At 73.1% G+C, this 18,780-nt stretch carries 18 protein-coding genes; 9 read left to right on the top strand and 9 right to left on the bottom strand.

Translation table 11 applies throughout. The features are described 5' to 3' along the window. Positions 1–86: 86 nt before the first annotated feature. The 4 genes from SM450_RS19525 to SM450_RS19510 all read right to left on the bottom strand — a co-directional run bounded on the left by SM450_RS19525 (position 87) and on the right by SM450_RS19510 (position 4,725). Positions 87–1,211 (bottom strand): glycosyltransferase family 4 protein, encoded by a 1,125-nt coding sequence (locus SM450_RS19525; RefSeq protein WP_474621176.1) that lies wholly within the window; start codon positions 1,209–1,211, stop codon positions 87–89. After that, the gene (locus SM450_RS19520; RefSeq protein WP_474621175.1) at positions 1,208–2,467 is read right to left on the bottom strand and encodes a M48 family metallopeptidase; all 1,260 of its coding nucleotides are present in this window, start codon (positions 2,465–2,467) and stop codon (positions 1,208–1,210) included. Before SM450_RS19520 ends, SM450_RS19525 begins: the two co-directional genes overlap by 4 nt. A gap of 244 nt (positions 2,468–2,711) precedes the next feature. Continuing rightward, positions 2,712–2,933, bottom strand: coding sequence for a hypothetical protein (locus SM450_RS19515; protein ID WP_474621345.1), 222 nt, complete (start codon positions 2,931–2,933; stop codon positions 2,712–2,714). A gap of 394 nt (positions 2,934–3,327) precedes the next feature. Then, complete coding sequence (locus tag SM450_RS19510; protein ID WP_474621174.1) at positions 3,328–4,725, bottom strand: NYN domain-containing protein; 1,398 nt, start codon at positions 4,723–4,725, stop codon at positions 3,328–3,330. A gap of 126 nt (positions 4,726–4,851) precedes the next feature. Between SM450_RS19510 and SM450_RS19505 the strand changes: the two genes are divergently transcribed. From SM450_RS19505 to SM450_RS19485, 5 genes are all read left to right on the top strand, one after another. Then, positions 4,852–6,609 carry a DEDD exonuclease domain-containing protein gene (locus SM450_RS19505; RefSeq protein ID WP_474621173.1) on the top strand — a complete coding sequence of 586 codons (1,758 nt, stop codon included), beginning with the start codon at positions 4,852–4,854 and terminating at the stop codon, positions 6,607–6,609. A gap of 128 nt (positions 6,610–6,737) precedes the next feature. Next, positions 6,738–8,525, top strand: coding sequence for a RelA/SpoT family protein (locus SM450_RS19500; protein ID WP_474621344.1), 1,788 nt, complete (start codon positions 6,738–6,740; stop codon positions 8,523–8,525). Positions 8,526–8,574: 49 nt separating this feature from the next. Next, complete coding sequence (locus SM450_RS19495) at positions 8,575–9,114, top strand: NUDIX domain-containing protein (protein ID WP_474621172.1); 540 nt, start codon at positions 8,575–8,577, stop codon at positions 9,112–9,114. Positions 9,115–9,242: 128 nt separating this feature from the next. Then, a complete protein-coding gene (locus tag SM450_RS19490) occupies positions 9,243–10,121 on the top strand; it encodes a nucleotidyltransferase family protein (protein WP_474621171.1) in 879 nt (292 codons plus the stop codon). 52 nt (positions 10,122–10,173) lie between these two features. Beyond that, complete coding sequence (locus SM450_RS19485) at positions 10,174–10,461, top strand: Lrp/AsnC family transcriptional regulator (protein WP_474621170.1); 288 nt, start codon at positions 10,174–10,176, stop codon at positions 10,459–10,461. 61 nt (positions 10,462–10,522) lie between these two features. Here the strand turns inward: SM450_RS19485 and SM450_RS19480 are convergent, their stop codons facing one another. The 5 genes from SM450_RS19480 to ctaE all read right to left on the bottom strand — a co-directional run bounded on the left by SM450_RS19480 (position 10,523) and on the right by ctaE (position 15,704). After that, a complete protein-coding gene (locus SM450_RS19480; RefSeq protein ID WP_474621169.1) occupies positions 10,523–11,197 on the bottom strand; it encodes a DUF4142 domain-containing protein in 675 nt (224 codons plus the stop codon). 217 nt (positions 11,198–11,414) lie between these two features. Next, entirely contained in the window at positions 11,415–13,046 is a 1,632-nt protein-coding gene (gene qcrB, locus SM450_RS19475) for a cytochrome bc1 complex cytochrome b subunit (RefSeq protein WP_474621168.1), read from the bottom strand. After that, positions 13,043–14,131, bottom strand: coding sequence for a cytochrome bc1 complex Rieske iron-sulfur subunit (gene qcrA / locus SM450_RS19470; RefSeq protein ID WP_474621167.1), 1,089 nt, complete (start codon positions 14,129–14,131; stop codon positions 13,043–13,045). Before qcrA ends, qcrB begins: the two co-directional genes overlap by 4 nt. Before the next feature lie 67 nt (positions 14,132–14,198). Beyond that, complete coding sequence (gene qcrC / locus SM450_RS19465) at positions 14,199–15,032, bottom strand: cytochrome bc1 complex diheme cytochrome c subunit (protein WP_474621166.1); 834 nt, start codon at positions 15,030–15,032, stop codon at positions 14,199–14,201. A gap of 72 nt (positions 15,033–15,104) precedes the next feature. Next, the gene (ctaE, locus tag SM450_RS19460; RefSeq protein ID WP_474621165.1) at positions 15,105–15,704 is read right to left on the bottom strand and encodes an aa3-type cytochrome oxidase subunit III; all 600 of its coding nucleotides are present in this window, start codon (positions 15,702–15,704) and stop codon (positions 15,105–15,107) included. A gap of 108 nt (positions 15,705–15,812) precedes the next feature. Between ctaE and SM450_RS19455 the strand changes: the two genes are divergently transcribed. The 4 genes from SM450_RS19455 (at position 15,813) to SM450_RS19440 (ending at position 18,691) form a co-directional block, all read left to right on the top strand. Beyond that, entirely contained in the window at positions 15,813–16,787 is a 975-nt protein-coding gene (locus SM450_RS19455; protein ID WP_474621164.1) for a cytochrome c oxidase assembly protein, read from the top strand. A 47-nt stretch (positions 16,788–16,834) separates the two neighbouring features. Continuing rightward, the gene (locus SM450_RS19450) at positions 16,835–17,230 is read left to right on the top strand and encodes a hypothetical protein (RefSeq protein WP_474621163.1); all 396 of its coding nucleotides are present in this window, start codon (positions 16,835–16,837) and stop codon (positions 17,228–17,230) included. Between the two features lie 89 nt (positions 17,231–17,319). Then, positions 17,320–18,366, top strand: a complete 1,047-nt coding sequence (gene trpD, locus SM450_RS19445) for an anthranilate phosphoribosyltransferase (protein WP_474621162.1) — start codon at positions 17,320–17,322, stop codon at positions 18,364–18,366. Between the two features lie 118 nt (positions 18,367–18,484). After that, positions 18,485–18,691, top strand: coding sequence for a hypothetical protein (locus tag SM450_RS19440; RefSeq protein WP_474621161.1), 207 nt, complete (start codon positions 18,485–18,487; stop codon positions 18,689–18,691). The last annotated feature ends 89 nt before the right edge of the window (positions 18,692–18,780 follow it).

Below are 18,780 nucleotides of genomic sequence, written 5' to 3'. Positions count from 1 at the left end.
GGGGCGGGCGGACGGCGCGTCCGGGTAGGGCGGGCGGCCCAGGTGGTCAGGGGGTTCGGCGTGGGCTGGTGGCGCGCTCGGCGTCGTCAGCCGGCGAGCAGGGCGGCCATCCGCTCGGCCTGGGTCTCCCAGCGCCACTCCCGCTCGACCCAGGCGCGGCCGGCAGCGCCGAGCTGACGGGCCAGGTCCCGGTCGGCCAGCAGGGTGGCCACCCGGTCGGCGAGCTGGGCGACATCCCGGCCCGGGACGACGTATCCGGTCTCGCCCCCGCGGACCGCGTCCGGCGCGCCGCCGGAGTCGCCCGCCACCACCGGCAGCCCGGTCGCGCTCGCCTCCAGGTAGACGATGCCGAGGCCCTCCACGTCCAGACCGCGGTTGCGGGTGCGGCAGGGCATCGCGTAGACGTCGCCGGCCGCGTAGTGCGCGGGCAGCTCGGCCGCCGGCACCGAGCCGGTGAAGACGACGTCCCGCTCCACCCCGGCCTGCCGGGCCAGCTTCGCGAGCGTCGCCCGGTAGGGTCCGCCGCCGACCACGAGCAGCGCGGCGTCCGGCACCCGGCGGCGGATCTCGGGCAACGCCCGGATCAGCGCGTCCTGCCCCTTGCGCGGCACCAGCCGCGACACGCACACCACCACCGGCCGGTCGGCGAGCCCGAGACGCGCCCGGACCCCCTCGCCGTCGACGTCGGGGTGGTAGGTCTCCACGTCGACGCCGGGCGCGAGCCGACGCAGCTCGGTCAGCCCGTCGAGGGCGCGGGCCAGCCGGACCCGGGTGTATTCACCGAGGTAGGTGGTGACGTCGACACCCCGGCCGATCCGGCGCAGCGCCGTCCGCGCCCCGGGCAGCGCGGCCCACCCGACCTCGTGCCCGTGGGTGAGCGCCACGGCCCGACGGATCCCGGCCCGCCGGCGCAGCCCCGGCGCCAGCAACCCCAGCGGGGCCGCCGCGCCGAACCACACCCTGTCGCAGTCGTACGCCCGGGCCAGCCGGGCCGCCCGGTGGGCCACCAACGGCGTGGGCAGCAGCACCCTGGTGCGTTCCCGGACCACCTCGAACGGCTGGTCGGCGTCGAACTTCTCCGAACCCCGCCAGCTCGACGCGTAGACCACCACCGAGCCGGGTGGCTGGCGTACGGCGAGGTTGTGCACGAAGGACTGGATGCCGCCGGGGCGGGGCGGGAAGTCGTTGGTGATCAGCAGGGTGCGGCTCATCGACCGTGCTCCCTGGCGTAGGCGCGGGCGGCGGCCATCCGCTCCACCGTGGACGGGTGGGAGGCCGACCACAGGTATTCCCAGCGCGGCGGATCGGGATCGCTCAGGTTCACCCCGGCCAGCCGGCGCTGCATCGCCTCGAAGGTCGCCGGGTCGCCGGTGAGCGCCAGCGCGTGCGCGTCGGCCCGTGCCTCGACCCGGCGGGAGACAAGCGCCTGCACCGGGGTGGCGAGCAGACCGGCGACCGTGACAAGCGCGATCAGCAGCGGGAACGCCCGCGGTTGGGCGATCGAGTCGACGCCGGCCAGGCGCAGCAGCGGCGTCCAGGAGCCGACCAGGTAGAGCGCCACCACGGCGGCGGCGGCGCCGAGCGCGCCGATCAGCGTGCCGGTCCACACGTCCCGGTCCTTGGCGTGCCCCAGCTCGTGCGCGACCACGCTCGTCACCTCCGCCGGCTCGGCCTCGCGCAGCAGGGTGTCGTAGACCACCACCCGCCGGGTCGGCCCGAGCCCGGAGACGTAGGCGTTGACCGCCCGGGTCCGCCGGGACGCGTCGGCGACAAGCACGTCGCGGACCGGGACGCCGTCCCGGGCGGCCATGCTTGTCAGCTCCGTGCGCAGCGGGCCGGGCTCCATCGGGGTGAACCTGTTGAACACCGGCTCGACAAGCACCGGCAGCACGAACGACAGGACCACCACCAGGGCGGCGGCGCCGGCCGCGCCGAACGCCCACCACCAGCGGGGGGCGAGCTGGACCACCGAGTAGAAGCCGAGCAGCACGAGCGCGCCGATGACCGCGCTTACCGCGTACGACTTGAGCAGGTCGACCGTCCAGCCGCCCCAGCCCTGGGTGCTCAGCCCGTAACGCACCAGCACCGTGTGCCGCCAGGCCGAGAACGGAAGCGTGAGCAGGTCGGCGAGGAACACGACGCCCAGCCCGCCGAGCACCGCCTGGGCGACCCAGTGCCCGCCGAAGGGCCGGCCGGCCAGCTCGACCAGACGCCCGCCCAGCGGGGTGAGCCCGAGCAGCAGCGCCACCACCAGCCCGAGCGCGAGCGCCGACCAGCCGGCGGGGCGCAGCGCGCCGTGGAACGCCCGGCCGCGGGTCACCTGCTCGACGGGGAGCGCCCGCAACGCGGCGAGCTGGTCGGCGCGGGGCGCCGGTGGGCGGCTCCACGGCACCAGCAGCGCCACGGCCACGACAAGCGCCACCGCCAGCCCGGCCAGGGTCAGCAGCGCCCAGCCGCGCGGCGTCACCGCCCCACCCCGCCGTCGCGACCCGTCCGCAGCATGCCGCTCCCCTCCCGCTGTGACCGCCCATCCTATTGCCCGATCGGGGCGGGCCGACCCGGGTGCCCGGGGCGGATCTGCACCCACGCGCTCCGGGTGCCGGCGGTTGTGGGCCCCAGCTTCCGGATCAGCCGGCCGAAGGGGCGGCGCCGACGAAGGGCGGCGCCGAGGGGCGGCGCCGGCGAAGGGCGGCGCGGGCCGAGGGGCCGGGTCAGGCGACCCGACGGCGGGTGGCGCGGCGGGGTGCGGGCGCGGGTGCGGCAGTCGGTGCCAGCACCTCCACGTCGAAGCCGGCACGGGCGAAGACCTCGATCGCGCGGTGCTCGGCCGGACCCAGGCCGGCCGTCGGCGAGTCGGGGTCGAGCAGCGCGGTGACCAGGCAGCCGGAACAGCCGGCGCCGCGGATGCCGCAGCCGTCGCAGTCGATGAGCATGAACGCCTCCTGACGCGGTCGCCGGTCGCGGTCGGGGAAGAGACCACCACCGTCGGTCACCGAAAGGCTAAGCGGAGGGTACGACAGAACCGGACAACGAGGCAGCAGCCATCACGAAAACGATCATCCGCTCACCACTACGCCGAAGTGGCGCGATCAGGCCACCCTCGACCCCGCCACTTCGCCGAGATGGAGTCGATCACGGGCCACGCGACAACCCAGCGACGCGCACCGGCCCGAAGTCGAACATGCCGGATCGCCGTCTGGATCTTGGTACGGAGCGGCCCTCAGAGGGGCGATCTCGTACCAAGATCTCCGGCCGTCTCGGAAGCGGACGCTGATCCGGGACGCGAGAACACGAGCGCGCGGCGCGCGTCAAATAGCGCGGCGCGCGTCAGGACCGGGCGAGCCGCCGCACCAGCGAGTCGGCGCCGAGCGGGTACGCGCCGTGCCGGCGTACCCCGTCGGCGACCTCGCGGTCCGAGGAGACCACCACCACCGGCCGGCCCGCCGGCTCGGCGCGGACCAGCCGGCGGATCAGCTCGTCGGCGGTTTCGCCCTTGCGGGAGAAGAGCACCCGTACGCCGCGCGGCGCCGGCGGCAGCCCGTGGATCCGCTCGGCGCCGTCGAAGACCACGGTGACCTCGTCGCCGGTCTGCGCGGCGATCCCGCCCAGCCCGGTGATCAACCGCTTGCGCTGCTGTTCCAGTGACATCTCGCCGAAGCCGCGTTTGGTGACGTTGTAGCCGTCCACCACCAGGTGCGCCCGGGGCAGGGCGAGGAGCTGGTCGAGCCGGGCCGGGTCGTCGGTGTCGCGGGCCCGCGTCGCCGCGCCGGCCGGCGCGACCCCCGGCTGGTCGGCGAAGGCGTCGGCGACGAAGTCCGCCGGGAGCGCGTCCACCGGGTCCAGCGCCAGCTCCCGCCGCAGCCCGACGGCCGCCTGGCCGATCGTCTCCAGCAGCAGCCACAGCCGGGCGTCGTCGACCGAACGGGCCTCCTTGGCGCTGGCCCGGGCCACCCCGGCCGCGGCCTCCGCCTCGGCCAGCCGCGCCCGGGCGCGGCGCAGTTCGGCGTCCGCGTCGGCCGCCGCGCGAGCCGCCCGGCCCCGCTCGGTGGCGAGCATCTCGGTGGCCTTGCGCTCCCGGGCCTGGGTCTCCCGCAGGGTACGGGCCAACTGGCGGGCCTCCTCGCGGAGCTGCCCCAGCTCCTCCCGGACCCGGGCCAGCTCGTCGCGGAGCTTCTCGGCCTCGACCCGGGCCACCGCCCGGTCGTGCTCGGCCCGGTTGGCCCGCTGCTCGGCCTCCCGGACCAGCTCGGCCACGACCGCGCTGTCCGCCTCGGCCCGCACCGCCGCGCCGCTTGCCTCGATCAGCTCCCGCCAACCGCGCGGCCGGGCCAGGTAGGCCAGGGCGGCCACCTCGACCGGGTCGGCGGCGGCCGGCGCGGTGCCCTCCACCACCGCCGCGCCGAGGTCGCCGGCGTCGGCAAGCACCCGGGCGGTGACCCGCTGCCGGAACAGCGGATCGGCGGTGAGCTGGGCGGCGATCACCGGGGCGCCGAGCCGGGCGCGACGGTTGGGCGCGAACTTGGCGACCCGCCGCAGCGGCACCGGCACCTCGTCGGCGGGCAGCCCGGGCAGCACCGCGGCGGTCAACGTGACGATCCGCTGCCGGACCGGCTCGGGGAGGGTGGGCTCGGGCTCGGGCGTCGACGGGTCCTCACCGGCCTCGGGCGCGCCGGCCACCGGTTCCTCCACGGAGGAGCGGTCGTCATGCGGCTCGGCGAGGGGCATGTGGCAAGTCTCCCACCCCGAACGGGCCCACCGCCCGGTGAGTGAGCCGATCTCTCATCGTACCCCCGTGGTAACGGTGGGGCCGCAGTGACTGGAGTGTCGGACCGTGCCGTTACCGTCCGGCGGGTGACGGGAGCGGAGTACGTCCAGGAGGCGCTTGCCGGTCTGGACCGGGAGGCGGGCAGCGGGGTCGACCCCGCGCTGCCGCTCTACGCGACCACCTTCGTGGTGGTCGACCTGGAGACCACGGGCGGCGCGCCGGACGGCGGCGGGATCACCGAGATCGGCGCCGTGAAGGTCCGCGGCGGCGAGGAGCTGGGCGTGCTCGCCACGCTCGTCAACCCGGGCGTGCCGATCCCGCCGTTCATCACCGTGCTGACCGGGATCACCCAGGCCATGCTGCTGCCCGCCCCGCCGATCGAGCAGGTGCTGCCGAGCTTCCTGGAGTTCCTCACCGACGCCGTGCTCGTCGCCCACAACGCTCCATACGACGTGGGCTTCCTCAAGGCCGCCTGCGCCCGGCACGGCTACCGCTGGCCCAACCCGCGGGTGCTTGACACCGCCGCGCTGGCCCGGCGGGTGCTCACCCACGACGAGGTGCCCAACCGCAAGCTGGGCACGCTCGCCGCCTACTTCCGCACCGTCACCCAGCCCACCCACCGGGCGCTCGACGACGCCAAGGCCACTGTCGACGTGCTGCACGGGCTGATCGGCCGCCTGGGCGGGCACCGGGTCGACACCGTCGGCGAGGCGATCGAGTTCGCCCGCGCGGTCACCCCCACGCAGCGCCGCAAGCGGCACCTCGCCGACGGGCTGCCGAAGGTGCCGGGCGTCTACATCTTCCGGGCCGCCGACGACCGACCGCTCTACGTCGGCACGTCCGTCGACATCGCCACCCGGGTGCGCAGCTACTTCACCGCCGCCGAGAAGCGGGCCCGGATCTCCGAGATGCTCGCCGCCGCCGAACGGGTCGAGGCGGTCGAGTGCGCCCACTCGCTGGAGGCCGAGGTCCGTGAGCTGCGGCTGATCGCCGCGCACGCCCCGCCGTACAACCGCCGGTCGAAGTATCCGGAGCGCCAGGTCTGGTTGAAGCTCACCGACGAGGCGTACCCCCGGTTGTCGGTCGTGCGTGACCTCGGGCCGACCGACGCGGCCTACCTCGGCCCGTTCCGCTCGAAGCAGGCCGCCGAGCTGGCCGCCGCCGGCTTCCACGACGCGGTGCCGCTGCGGCAGTGCACCCACCGGCTCTCCCGCCGCACCACCATGCCGGCCTGCGCGCTGGCCGAGCTGGGCCGCTGCCCGGCGCCCTGCGAGCACCGGATCACCCCGGAGGAGTACGACAGTCAGGCCGCCGCCCCGTTCCGCACCGCCACCCGGGACGATCCCGCCGTGGTGGTCGACGCCCTGCTCGCCCGGATCGAGGTGCTCGCCGCGGCGCACCGCTACGAGGAGGCCGCGGTGGTCCGCGCCCGGCTGGCCGCGGTGCTGCGGGCGGCGGTCCGGATGCAGCGCCTGGCCGCGCTGACCGGGATCGCCGAGCTGGCCGCCGCCCGGCCGGCTGCCCGGGGTGGGTGGGAGCTGGCCCTGGTCCGGCACGGTCGGCTGGCCGGGGCCGGGGTGTCCCCGCCGGGTGTCCACCCGCGACCGACCATCACGGCGATCCGGGCCACCGCCGAGACCGTGCTGCCCGGGCACGGTCCGGTGCCGGTCGCCACCGCCGAGGAGACCGAGCGGATCCTGTCCTGGTTGGAACGGCCGGAGACCCGGTTGGTCGAGACGACCGCCGGATGGGCCTCGCCGGTGGCCGGCGCGGGGCGCTTCCGCGACCTGCTGGCCAAGGCCGAGAACGGCGGATCCCGCAAACTCTCGACCGAACGCTCATGACCAAGTGTCCGATCGGACTACGTCCGCTCCCTTAGTCTGTTAAAGAAGTGCAGACCTGCCCGATTTCGCGGGCCCGCTCCCGGTCGCCGGCCCCGGCGATCGAGGGCCGGGGTGAGGAGGTGTCCCAGGTGGACGTCGACGCCGGACACGGCGCCGCCCTGGGCGGCTCCCTTCCGACCTCGGGGGAGCTGCCGCTCACCCGCCGGCTGCGCTCGCTGCTCACCTGGCCCACCGCCGACGGCGACCCGGTCACCGCCCTGGTCCGCGCCCACCGCGGCATCCACCCCAGCGCCGACGCCTCGGTGCTGCGCCGGGCGTACACGATCGCCGAGAACATGCACCGCGGCCAGTTCCGCAAGAGCGGCGAGCCCTACATCACCCACCCGTTCGCGGTGGCCCAGATCTGCGCCGACCTCGGCATGGACACCACCACCCTGGTCGCCGCGCTGCTGCACGACACGGTGGAGGACACCCGCTACACGCTCCAGGCGCTCCAGGAGGACTTCGGCCGCGAGGTGGCCCACCTGGTCGACGGGGTGACCAAGTTCGACAAGGCGTTCTACGGCACCGCCGCCGAGGCGGAAACCGTCCGCAAGATGATCGTGGCGGCGGGCAAGGACGTCCGGGTGCTCGTCATCAAGCTTGCCGACCGGCTGCACAACATGCGCACGCTCGGGGTCCGCTCCGCCGCCTCCCGGGAACGGATCGCCCGCAAGACGCTCGAGGTGCTGGTCCCGCTCTGCGACCGGCTGGGCATCCAGACCCTCAAGCGCGAGCTTGACGACGTGGTGCTGCTGCACCTGCGGCCCGAGGAGCACGCGCGGATCGCCCGGTTCGTGCACGACCGGCCGGGCTGGGCCGCCTACCTGGCCGACGTGGTGGCCCGCACCCGGGTGGCGCTGCGCCGCAGCCGGGTGGACGCCGAGGTCTCCCCCCGCCCGCGACACCTCTACTCGATCTGGAAGGACACGGTCGCCGGCGACCACGCCGCCCCTTTCGACCTGCCCCGCATCGCCATCGTGGTGGACGGCCCGCCGACCGACTGCTATGCCGCGCTTGGCGCCGTGCACGGGCTCTGGCGTCCCGTGCCGGGCCGGTTCAAGGACTTCATCGCCTCCCCGAAGAACAACCTCTACCGGTCGTTGCACACAAGCGTCTGCGGTCCGCAGGACCGCACGGTGGAGGTGCTGATCCGCACGACCGAGATGCACCGCTCCGCGGAATACGGCGTGGCCGCGCACTACCGCTTCCCGTCCGCGGCGGACCGGGCCGCCGCCCGGGCGGACGAGTTGGCCTGGCTGCGCCGGGTGCTCGACTGGGAGCAGGGGACCGTCGACCCGACCCAGTTCATGGCGTCGCTGCGCTGCGACCTGGCCGAGGCGCAGATCCAGGTGGTCGCCGACGGCCGGCAGGTCGTGCTGCCGGCCGGGGCCACCCCGGTCGACCTCGCGTACGAGCTGGGCACCGAACGCGGCGACCACTGCCTCGCCGCCCGGATCAACGGCCGGCTGGCCCCGCTCTCCTCCGAGCTGGAGGAGGGCGACGTGGTGGAGATCTTCACCGAGAGCGACGCGGAGAGCGGCTTCGAGGCCGACGTGGCCCCGCGCGGGCCGCGCCGCGAGTGGCTGGGCTTCGTCAAGTCACCGCACGCGCAGATGCAGATCAACAGGTGGTTCGCCGAGCACACCGAGCCGGGCATCTCGATCGCCGACAAGGTCCGCCTCGGCCGGGCCTCGATCGGCCTGGCGCTGCGCACGCACAACCGGGGCCTCGCAAGCGACCTCCCGCTGCTGCGGCTCTCCGAGGAGCTGGGTTATCCCGACCTGGAGACGTTGCTGGTGGCCGTCTTCGACCGCTCGGTCGAGCCCGACACGGTGGTCCGGCAGTTGATCGACCTGGTCGACCACAGGCAGTAGACGAAGGGCATTCGCCCGCGACCCCCGGGCGGCCACTAGCCTGGACGGCATGATCCCCCGCGCGCGTGCCACCGGACGAGCCATCGGCTACAAGGTGTTCTACCGGCTCCCGGTCCCGCTGCGGCGGCGACTGGTCCGGCTCGCCGTGCCGAAGTACATCGTGGGCGCGGTGACCCTGGTGCGGGACACGGAGGCCGTCGGGGCGGGACGGATCCTGCTGCTGCGCCAGCCTCCCGGACACAGTTGGAGCCTCCCGGCCGGCCTCCTGGAACGCGGTGAGGCGCCGGTGGTCGGCGCGGCCCGCGAGCTGTACGAGGAGTCCGGCGTCCGGCTCTCCCCCGACCGGCTCCGGCCAGCCGTGCCGAACGCGGTCGTGCACGCCAAGGGCTGGGTGGACGTGGTCTTCGAGACGGACGTGCCGGCGTCGCGCACCGAGCTGAAGGTGGACGGGGCGGAGGTCTTCGAGGCCGCCTGGCACCCGCTTGACGACCTGCCCCGGCTCAGCCGCGCCACCGCCAACCTGCTGGCCTACTACGGCATCGGACCACGCGCCGGCGAGGTCCCGTCGACGCCGCCACCAGCCTCGTGACCACCCCGGCTGGGGACGGCCGCGCGTCGAACAGCCGCGCGTCGAACAGCCGCGCGTCGAACGGCCGCGCGTCGAACAGCCCGGCGCTGGACAGCCGGGCGGCTGATGGCCCCACAGCGCCCGGCGGCGTGGCCGACGGCCCAGTAAGCGGCGGGCCGTCGCCGGGCGTCGAGGTGTGCGCGGTGGTGCTGGCGGCCGGCGAGGGCACCCGGCTGCGACCACTGACCGGACGGGTGCCGAAGGCGCTCTGCCCGGTCGCGAACGTGCCGCTGCTCGACCGGGCGCTGGCGCGGCTGGCCGGGCTCGGGCTGACCGGACCGCAGCGGGTCGCCGTGAACGCCTGCTACCTGGGCGGCCAGGTGGTCGCCCGGGTCGGCGACCGGGCGCACCTGTCGGTCGAGCCGGGCGATCCGCTGGGCACCGCGGGCGGCGTGGGGCGGTTGCGGGACTGGATCGCGGGGCGGGGCGTGCTCGTCGGCAACGCCGACGCGTACCTCGCCGACCCGGCGGCCCCGCCCGGCGCGGACGTGGCCGCGCTGCTCGACGGCTGGGACGGGCGGAGCGTACGCCTGCTCGGTCAGCCGGCGGACGACCCGGACGCCCCCGGCACCTTCGCCGGCCACCGCTTCGTCGGGTTCTCGCTGCTGCCCTGGCGGCTGGTCCGCGACCTGCCGGCTGAGTTCGGCGACCTGGTCCGCGCGGTGTGGCGGCCGGCGGAGGCGGACGGCGCGCTGACCGTGGTCCCCTACCGGGGCGCGTTCTACGACACCGGCACGCCGGCCGACTATCTGGCCGCCAACCTGCACGCCGCCGGCCCGGACGGGCTTGTCGACCCGTCCGCGACGGTGGACGGTCCGGTCACCCGCTCGGTGGTCGGCGCGGGCGCGCGGGTGCACGGCGCGGTGGACCGGTCGGTGATCTGGCCGGGCGCGACGGTCGCCGCCGGGGAACGCCTCGACGGCGTGATCCGGGCCGGCGCGGGTCTCACCGTCCCGGCGGCACGGTGACCGCACCACGCTCTAGCATGGGCCTCGTCGCCGACGAACGGAGAAATGTCCCGTGATCACCGCGATCGTGCTGATCGACTGCGCCACCGACTCCATTCCCGAGGTGGCCGAGAACCTGGCCAACCTGCCCGGCGTCAGCGAGGTCTACTCGGTGGCCGGGCACGTCGACCTGATCGCCATGGTCCGGGTCCGCGAGTTCGAGCAGATCGCCCAGGTCATCGCCGGCAGCATCTCCAAGGTGCCAGGCGTGCTGAACACCGAGTCGCACATCGCGTTCCGCGCCTACTCGCAGCACGACCTGGAGGAGGCGTTCGCGATCGGGCTCGAAAACGCCGACTGACGCGCGGGTGGCCGGCCCGCCCGGGTGCGGGCGGACCGGCCACCGTCGGCCGTCGCGCTGGTCAGCTCTGCGCGGGCGCCGGGGTTTCCGTGGTGCCCGGAGCGGGCTCCTCGGTCCCGGGGCCGCCCGGAGCCGGCGACTCGGTGCCGCCCGTCCCCGGCGACGTGGTGCCGCCCGGGCTGGGCGTGCCGCTGCCGCTTGTCTGCGGCACCGGGATGCCAAGGGTCTGTGCCAGGGCCACAAGTGCGTCGTAGTGCGCCTGAAGGACCGGCAGCGCGTCCTGGGCGATCTGCACCACGGACTGCTCGGAGCCCTGCGAGATCTCCGTCTGGGTGGCCTGGATCGCCTGGACGTGGCCGGCGAGCTGGGCGGTCACCCACGCCTTGTCGAACTGGGCCCCGTTGAGGCCGTTCAGCTTGTCGAGGACCTTCTGCTGGTCGGCGGTCGGGTCCGCCGGCAACTGCACGTTGAGCTGCTGGGCGGTCGACTTCACCGTCTGGTCCAGCTGGGTGTGGTCCGTGACGAACATCTTGCCCAGGTCCTTGACCTGCTGGTTGTGGCCCTTCTGCTGGGCCAGGTTACCGGCGGTGATCTCGAACAGGTTGACCTGATGCAACGCCTGCAGATACTGGGTGTCCTGCGTCGACGGCTGCGCCGCCGCCTGCGTCGCGGCGGCTGGCGCCAGCCCCACGACCACCAGCGCGGCCAGCAGGCCCAGGCGTTTGATTCCCCACATGCGTTCCTCCCCCATGAGACGTCGGACCGCACGGATACCCGGCTGACCGGGGTTATTCCTGCGATTCCACCCGTCCGGGTCGGGGGCGGCGAGTGTTAAGCGGGGGCCCCGCCACCTCCGAAAGCGTTAAGCGGGGCCCCCGCCTTACCGGCCGGGCGGAAATGAGCGTGGCGCCCACCGGATCCCCCGGCGGGCGCCACGTCCGTTTCCGCGTGCGTCAGCGACGGCTCTCGCCGCTGCTGATCTCCTCCCGCTCGGGGCGGGGCTCGACCGGGGGGTGACCCGGCGAGACGGGCGCCTCGGCCGGCTTCTCGATCGGGTAGAAGAAGCCCCGGATCGCCGGCCCGAGGGCGCCGAGCCGGTTCATCTTCTTCGGCACCACCCAGCCGGCGTAGTCGAGCGCCGGCGCGTGGCCGTCGTGCCCGTCGGCCGACGTGAGCGGCTGGTGGACCTCGACGAACCGGCCGTCGGGCAGCCGCTTGATGATGCCGGTCTCCACGCCGTGGGCAAGCACCTCCCGGTCGTGCTGCTGGAGGCCCAGGCAGAGCCGGTAGGTGACGTAGTAGGCAAGCGGCGGCACCACGAGCAGGCCGACCCGGCCGGCCCACGTCATCGCGTTCAAACTGATGTGGAACTTGTCGGCGATCACGTCGTTGGCGCCGGAGAGCGTCAGCACCACGTAGAAGGCGACCGCCATGGCGCCGACCGCGGTCCGCGCCGGCACGTCCCGGGGCCGCTGGAGCAGGTTGTGGTGCCGGTAGTCCTTGAGGCGGCGTGCCTCCAGGAACGGGTACATCGTCGACAGGCCCACCAGGACGCCGGGGAGCACGACCGTCGGCCAGAACAGCGGCGGGATGACGTACCCGTCGCCGATCGGAATGCTGATCTCCCAGCCCGGCATGAGTCGGGTCGAGCCGTCGAGGAACATGACGTACCAGTCGGGCTGGCTGGCCGCCGAGACCACCCACGCCTCGTACGGGCCGAAGTACCAGATCGGGTTGATCTGGAAGAGGCCGCCCATCAGCGCGATCACGCCGAAGACGACCATGAAGAAGCCGCCCTGCTTGAGCGCGTAGCGCGGGAACATCCGCTCGCCGACCACGTTGTCGTTGGTCCGGCCGGGGCCGGGCCACTGGGTGTGCTTCTGCTTGAACACCAGGCCCAGGTGCACGCTGATCAGCGCCACCAGCAGGCCCGGGATGAGCAGCACGTGGGCGATGAAGAAGCGGCTGATGATGATGGTGCCGGGGAACTCCCCGCCGAAGATCGACGAGCTGACCCAGGACCCGATCACCGGGATCGACAGGATGATGCCGGAGGCGATCCGCAGACCGGTGCCGGACAGGCCGTCGTCCGGCAGCGAGTAGCCGGTGAACCCGGCCAGGAAGCCGACCCAGAACAGCAGCGAGCCGATGATCCAGTTGGTCTCACGCGGCTTGCGGAAGGCGCCGGTGAAGAAGACCCGGAGCATGTGCACCACGATCGCGGCCATGAACAGCAGCGCCGACCAGTGGTGCATCTGCCGCATGATCAGACCACCCCGGACATCGAACGAGATGTCCAGGCTGGAGGCGTACGCGGCGGACATCGGAGTGCCCCGCAACGGCGCGTAGCTGCCGTCGTAGGTCACCTCGGTCATCGCCGGCTCGAAGAAGAAGGTCAGGAACACACCGGTCAGCAGCAGGACCACGAACGAGAAGAGCGCGATCTCGCCGAGCAGGAAGGACCAGTGGTCGGGGAAGACCTTGTTCAGCAGCTTGCGCAGCGGCGTGGCGACCTGGAAGCGGTCCTCCACCGCCCCGGCGGTCTTGGCCGGCAGCGCGGCCGGATCAAACTTTCGGCGCTTCATGGCCGCTCCCAGAAGTCGGGACCGATGGTCTCGGTGTAGTCGGACCTCGCCACGAAGAAGCCCTCCTCGTCCACCTCGATCGGCAGCTGCGGCAGCGGCCGGTTCGCCGGGCCGAAGATCGGCTTGGCGTTGTCGGTGATGAGGAACTGGGACTGGTGGCAGGGGCAGAGCAGGCGGTTGGTCTGCTGCTCGTAGAGGCTCGCCGGGCATCCGGCGTGGGTGCAGATCTTGGAGTATGCGACGAAGTTGCCCCACATGAAGTCGCCGCGGCCCTTGCGCTCGTTGGCGGTGCGCGACTTCTGCGCGTCGTCCTCACGCAGGTGGATCAGCAGGGTCGGCGAGTCGGCGTGCTTGTTGCTGACCCCGCCCTCGATGCCCGGGAACACGGTGAGCTGGCCGCCGACGCTTACGTCCGCCGGGCGGATCGGCCGGCCGTCCTCGCGGATCAGCCGGATCTTCTCGCCGCCCTCGGCCGGCGCGAAGCCGGTGGTGAACATCTGGTTGTCCTTGTGCGGCTGCTCGATCAGGCCACCGATCAGCGGCGCCGCGGCGACCGCGCCGACCGGTGCCAGGCCGGCGAGCAGCGAGATGCCGAGCAGCGGACGACGCTTCACGCCCAGCTCGTCGGCCAGGTAGAGCATGGTCTCGCCGGTGATCCTGCGATCCTCCGGGTTGACCGCCTGGTCGTGCCGGTCCTGGATCGAGACCTCCTTGGGCAGCAGCTTCTTGCCCCAGGTCAGGATGCCGAAGCCGATGCCGAGGAGAGCCAGGCCGAGGGTCAGGCCGAGCAGCGGGGTGTAGAGCTTGTCGCCGCCCCGGCCCGCCTCCCACTGCCACGGCCACCAGATGTAGATCACCAGGAAGGCGGTGGCGGCGACGCCGGTCAGCAGGAACATCAGGGCGACCGTACGGGTCAGCCGGCGCTCGGCCCGGCTGCCCGGGACCACCTGCTCCTCGTAGTGGACGATTTCGATGTCGTCCCGACGGGCGCCCTCCAGGACGACGTCGAACCGGGAGAGCCGGGGGTCGTTCACGTCGACCGGCTCCCGGCCCTGCGGGGCCTGGTGCTCGGTGTGGGTGCTCATGCCGTCACCTCGCTACGCGTGGCGCCGGTGGCCGGCACCAGGGCAATGATACAGACGTTCGGACGGGTCACGACTTACCCGCAATCCACAGGCTCGCGAAGACAAGCGCGACGATGCCGACCAGGAAGATCGCCAGGCCCTCGGTCGACGGGCCGTACCGACCCAGGTTGAGACCGCCCTGGTCCTGGTCGTTCTTCAGCGTCTCCTGGATGTAGGCGATGATGTCCGCCTTCTCCGCCGGCGTGATCTGGTTGTCGCCGAACACCGGCATGTTCTGCGGGCCGCTCAGCATGGCGGCGTAGATCTGCCGGTCGCTTGCCGGCTTCAGGCTCGGCGCGTACTTGCCCGAGGAGAGGGCGCCGCCGCCACCGCCGAACGCGTGGCACTGCGAGCAGTTGATCCGGAACAGCTCGCCGCCGGTGGACATGTTGGCGCCGTCGCGCAGGTTGCCCGACGGCACCTGCGGGCCGCCGCCGAGCTCCTGGATGTACTGGCCGAGCTGGCGCACCTGCTCGTCGGTGAACTGCGGAGGCTTGCGCATGGCCTGGGCCTCCTGCCGGGCCATCGGCATGCGACCGCTGCTGACCTGGAACTCGACCGACGCCGACCCGACGCCGATCAGGCTCGGCCCCCGACCCTCGACGCCCTGGGCGTTGCGACCGTGACAGGTCACGCAGCTCACGTCGAACAGCGCCTTGCCCTCGTTGGCGGCGGCCGTCAGGGGCGGGTTGTCCTGCGCCTGCACGCCCGGGGCGAAGACGGTGTAGGCGCCGCCGGCCAGCATCAGCGCGGCGGCCAGCCGGACCGCGGCACCCAGCCGGCGGCGGCCCCTGCTGCGCGCTACGGGCCGCCCGCGCAGTCGCGCGAGCAGACCGCGTCGGCGGTCGTTGTCAGAAGTCATGACCTGTGTCCTTAACCGGTTGGACCTTGTCTCAGGGGACGGAGCAGCGGCGCGGTTCGTGACGCGCCAAGATCACTGAAGCCAGTAGATCATGGCGTACAGCCCGATCCACACGACGTCGACGAAGTGCCAGTAGTAGGACACGACGATCGCCGAGGTGGCCTGGGCCGGGGTGAACCGGCCCATGGTGGTCCGGACCATGAAGATGATGAAGGCGATCAGACCGCCGGTCACGTGCAGACCGTGGAAGCCGGTGGTCAGGTAGAACATCGAGCCGTAACCATCTTCGTTGATCTTGACGCCCTCGTGCACCAGGGTCCGGTACTCGTTCGCCTGGCCGAGCACGAAGATCAGACCCATCACGAAGGTGAGCGTGAACCACCGGCGCAGGGCGTGGACGTCGCCCTTCTCGGCCGCGAAGACACCGAGCTGGCAGGTCACCGAGGAGAGCACGAGGATCACCGTGAAGGTGGTCGCGTACGGGATGTTCAGGACCTCGGTGTGCTTCTCCCACTGCTCCGGCGCCGCCGCGCGGATCGAGAAGTACATCGCGAACAGCGCCGCGAAGAACATGAGTTCGCTGGAGAGCCAGACGATCGTCCCGACGCTGACCATGTTGGGACGCGTCAGAGAGTGGATCCGGCTCTTGTCAATGGCTGGGGCCGCAGTCACGCGGTCATTATTGCCCTTGACCGGGACCGACGATCAGCGGGGTGGCAAACCCGCACCCACGGTGGCCCGATCGTGGTCGTCCGCTTCGCCTGACCTACGCTGAAAAGCGTGCTGGACGTCGACCAGATCCTGGCCGCCACCTCGGCGACCCTGGCGGCCGGAGGCGAAGCCGCCCCGCCGCCGTTCACCGTGGCCCGGGTGCTCACCGAGACGCGGCTGGAGAGCTGGCTCACCCTGGGCCTGGTGCTCGCCGCCGGGCTCTACCTCTACGGGGTGCACCGGCTGCGGCTGCGCGGCGACCGCTGGCCGGTGCTCCGCACGGTGGCGTTCCTCGGCCCCGGCCTGGGCGGCATCGCCCTGGTCACGGTCAGCGGGCTCGGCGCGTACGACACCGCCCTGCTCTCCGTGCACATGGTCCAGCACATGGTGCTGGCCATGGTCGCGCCGATCTTCCTGGCCCTCGGCGCCCCGGTGACGCTGGCGCTGCGCACGCTGCCGGTGCGCCCCCGCAAGCGGTTGCTCGCGGTCGTGCACAGCCGGGTGGCCCGGGTCTACAGCTTCCCGCTCGTGGCGTTCGCCATCTTCGTGGCGAACCCGTTCGTGCTCTACTTCACCAACCTCTACGAGTTCACCCTGCGGCACGAGTGGGCGCACGAACTGGTGCACGCCCACTTCATCCTGACCGGCTGCGTCTTCTTCTGGCCGCTGCTCGGCCTCGACCCGCTGCCCGGCCGCTGGCCGTACCCGGCCCGCGCGCTGCTCATGCTGCTGTCCGTGCCGTTCCACACCGTGCTCGGGCTCACCATCATGCAGAGCGCCACGCTGCTCGGCGGCGACTGGTACCCCTCGCTGAACCTGGCCTGGTCCGACCCCCGCAACGACCAGGTGGTCGCCGGCGGCATCCTCTGGGCCGGCGGCGAGTTCGTCAGCGTCACCATGCTCGCCGTGCTCGTGGTGCAGTGGATCAAACAGTCCGAGCGTGAGGCCCGCCGGCTGGACCGTGAGCTCGACCGCCAGGAGGCCCGCGAGCGCGCCGCCGAGGCGAGCGCCCGGGCCGGGGCCGGGCCCACGGGCTCAATGTGACGCCCGCTACGATCAGCGGGCAGCTACGAGGTGGGAGCCACGTCACGATGAGCGATCGTCTTTGCACCGTCCTGCTCTACAGCGACGACCCGAAGGTCCGGGACCGGATGCGGCTCGCCGTCGGCACCCGCCCGGCGCCCGGCATCGAGATCGAGTTCGTCGAGTCCGCCGACTACGCCGGCTGCGTCCGGCTGGTCGACGACTACGAGATCGACCTGCTCCTGCTCGACGGCGAGGCGAGCCCGGGCGGCGGTATCGGCATCGCCCGGCAGATCAAGGACGACCGGGACGACGCGCCGCCGACCTGCGTGGTGCTGGCCCGCGCCGCCGACCGGTGGCTGGCCGCGTACGCCGAGGTCGACGCCACGCTCACCCACCCGCTGGACCCGGTGACCGCCGGCAGCACCGTGGCCGAGCTGCTGCGCACCCACGCCGCGGCCTGATCCACCCCCGCGGCATCATCCCCCCGCGCCACGGCGACGCGGCCCTGGCGCGCCCCACCGCTTCACTCACGCCGCTCGGGAGGCCCGCCATGGGCGAACGGACCTGGCCGCTTCTGCTCAACGCGCTGCTGCGCGGCGAGGAGCTCTCCACCGCCGACACCGCCTGGGCGATGGGCGAGATCATGGCCGGCTCGGCCACCCCGGCCCAGATCGCCGGGTTCGTCGTGGCGTTGCGCACCAAGGGCGAGACACCGACCGAGCTTGGCGGCCTGGTCGAGGCGATGCTTACCCGCGCGGTGCCGGTGCGGCTGCACGAGGACGTCCGCGACACCGCGCTCGACGTGGTGGGCACCGGCGGGGATCTCGCCCACACGGTGAACATCTCCACCATGGCGGCGCTCGTGGCCGCCGGCGCCGGGGTGCGCGTGGTCAAGCACGGCAACCGGGCCGCCTCCTCCTCCTGCGGCACCGCGGACGTGCTGGAGCAGCTCGGCGTACCGCTCGACCTGACGCCGGAGCAGGTGGCCCGCTGCGTCACCGAGGCCGGCATCGGCTTCTGCTTCGCCGCCCGGTTCCACCCCGGCATGCGGCACACCGGCCCGGTGCGGCGGGAGATCGGCATACCCACGGCGTTCAACTTCCTCGGCCCGCTGACCAACCCGGCGCGCCCCCGCGCGGCGGCGGTCGGCTGCTTCGACAGGCGGATGGCGCCGGTGATGGCGGCCGTCTTCGCGGCCCGCGGCGACTCGGCGGTGGTGCTGCGCGGCGAGGACGGGCTTGACGAGTTCAGCACCGGCGCCCCGACCCGGGTCTGGGTCGCCCAGCAGGGCGCCGTCCGGGAGGTGCTGCTGGACGCGACGGAGCTCGGGGTGCCCCGGGCCACCCTGGCGGACCTGCGGGGCGGAGACGCGGTACACAACGCCGACGTGGTCCGGCGGCTGCTGGCCGGCGAGACCGGCCCGGTGCGGGACGCCGTGCTGGTGAACGCCGCGGCGGCACTGGCGACCCAGGGCCCGCTCGACGGCGACCTGCGCGAGGCGCTGCGCGCCAACCTCGGCCGGGCCGCCGAGTCGGTCGACTCGGGTGCCGCCGCTGCCGTGCTGGACCGCTGGCTGGAGGTCGCGCGCACCGCCTGACCGGGTGATTGTCACACCCGCGTGCCAAACTACAGGGGAGTAATTTTCCGCTTTCGGTCGATGGTTCTGTGGGGCGATGGCTCCCCGCCACGGCCGGCCGGAGCGAGAGGAGACGCCCGTGTCGGACCGCGAACTCTACTGCGACAGCTGCGAGGGCGTCGTGCTGTTCGAGGCGCCGTTCTGCGGCGACGGGCACGGCGCCGACTGCCCCGAGCTGGTGTGCACGGGCTGCGGCGCGGCCATGCTGATCGCCACGATCGAGTTCCGCCCGGTCCGCCGGTCCCGCCGGCGCGCGCCCCGCCCCACCCACCGCCACGCCGCCTGACAGTGAGGATGGAGGGGTGGGGTCACCCGGCCTGGTCTGACTCACCGCCTGACCGACGTTGCTGTCCTGAAGGGGATTCGTCGGCCTGG

The sequence above is a fragment of the Micromonospora marincola genome, from assembly GCF_056150385.1.
This window is presented reverse-complemented; position numbering and strand designations above follow the sequence as displayed.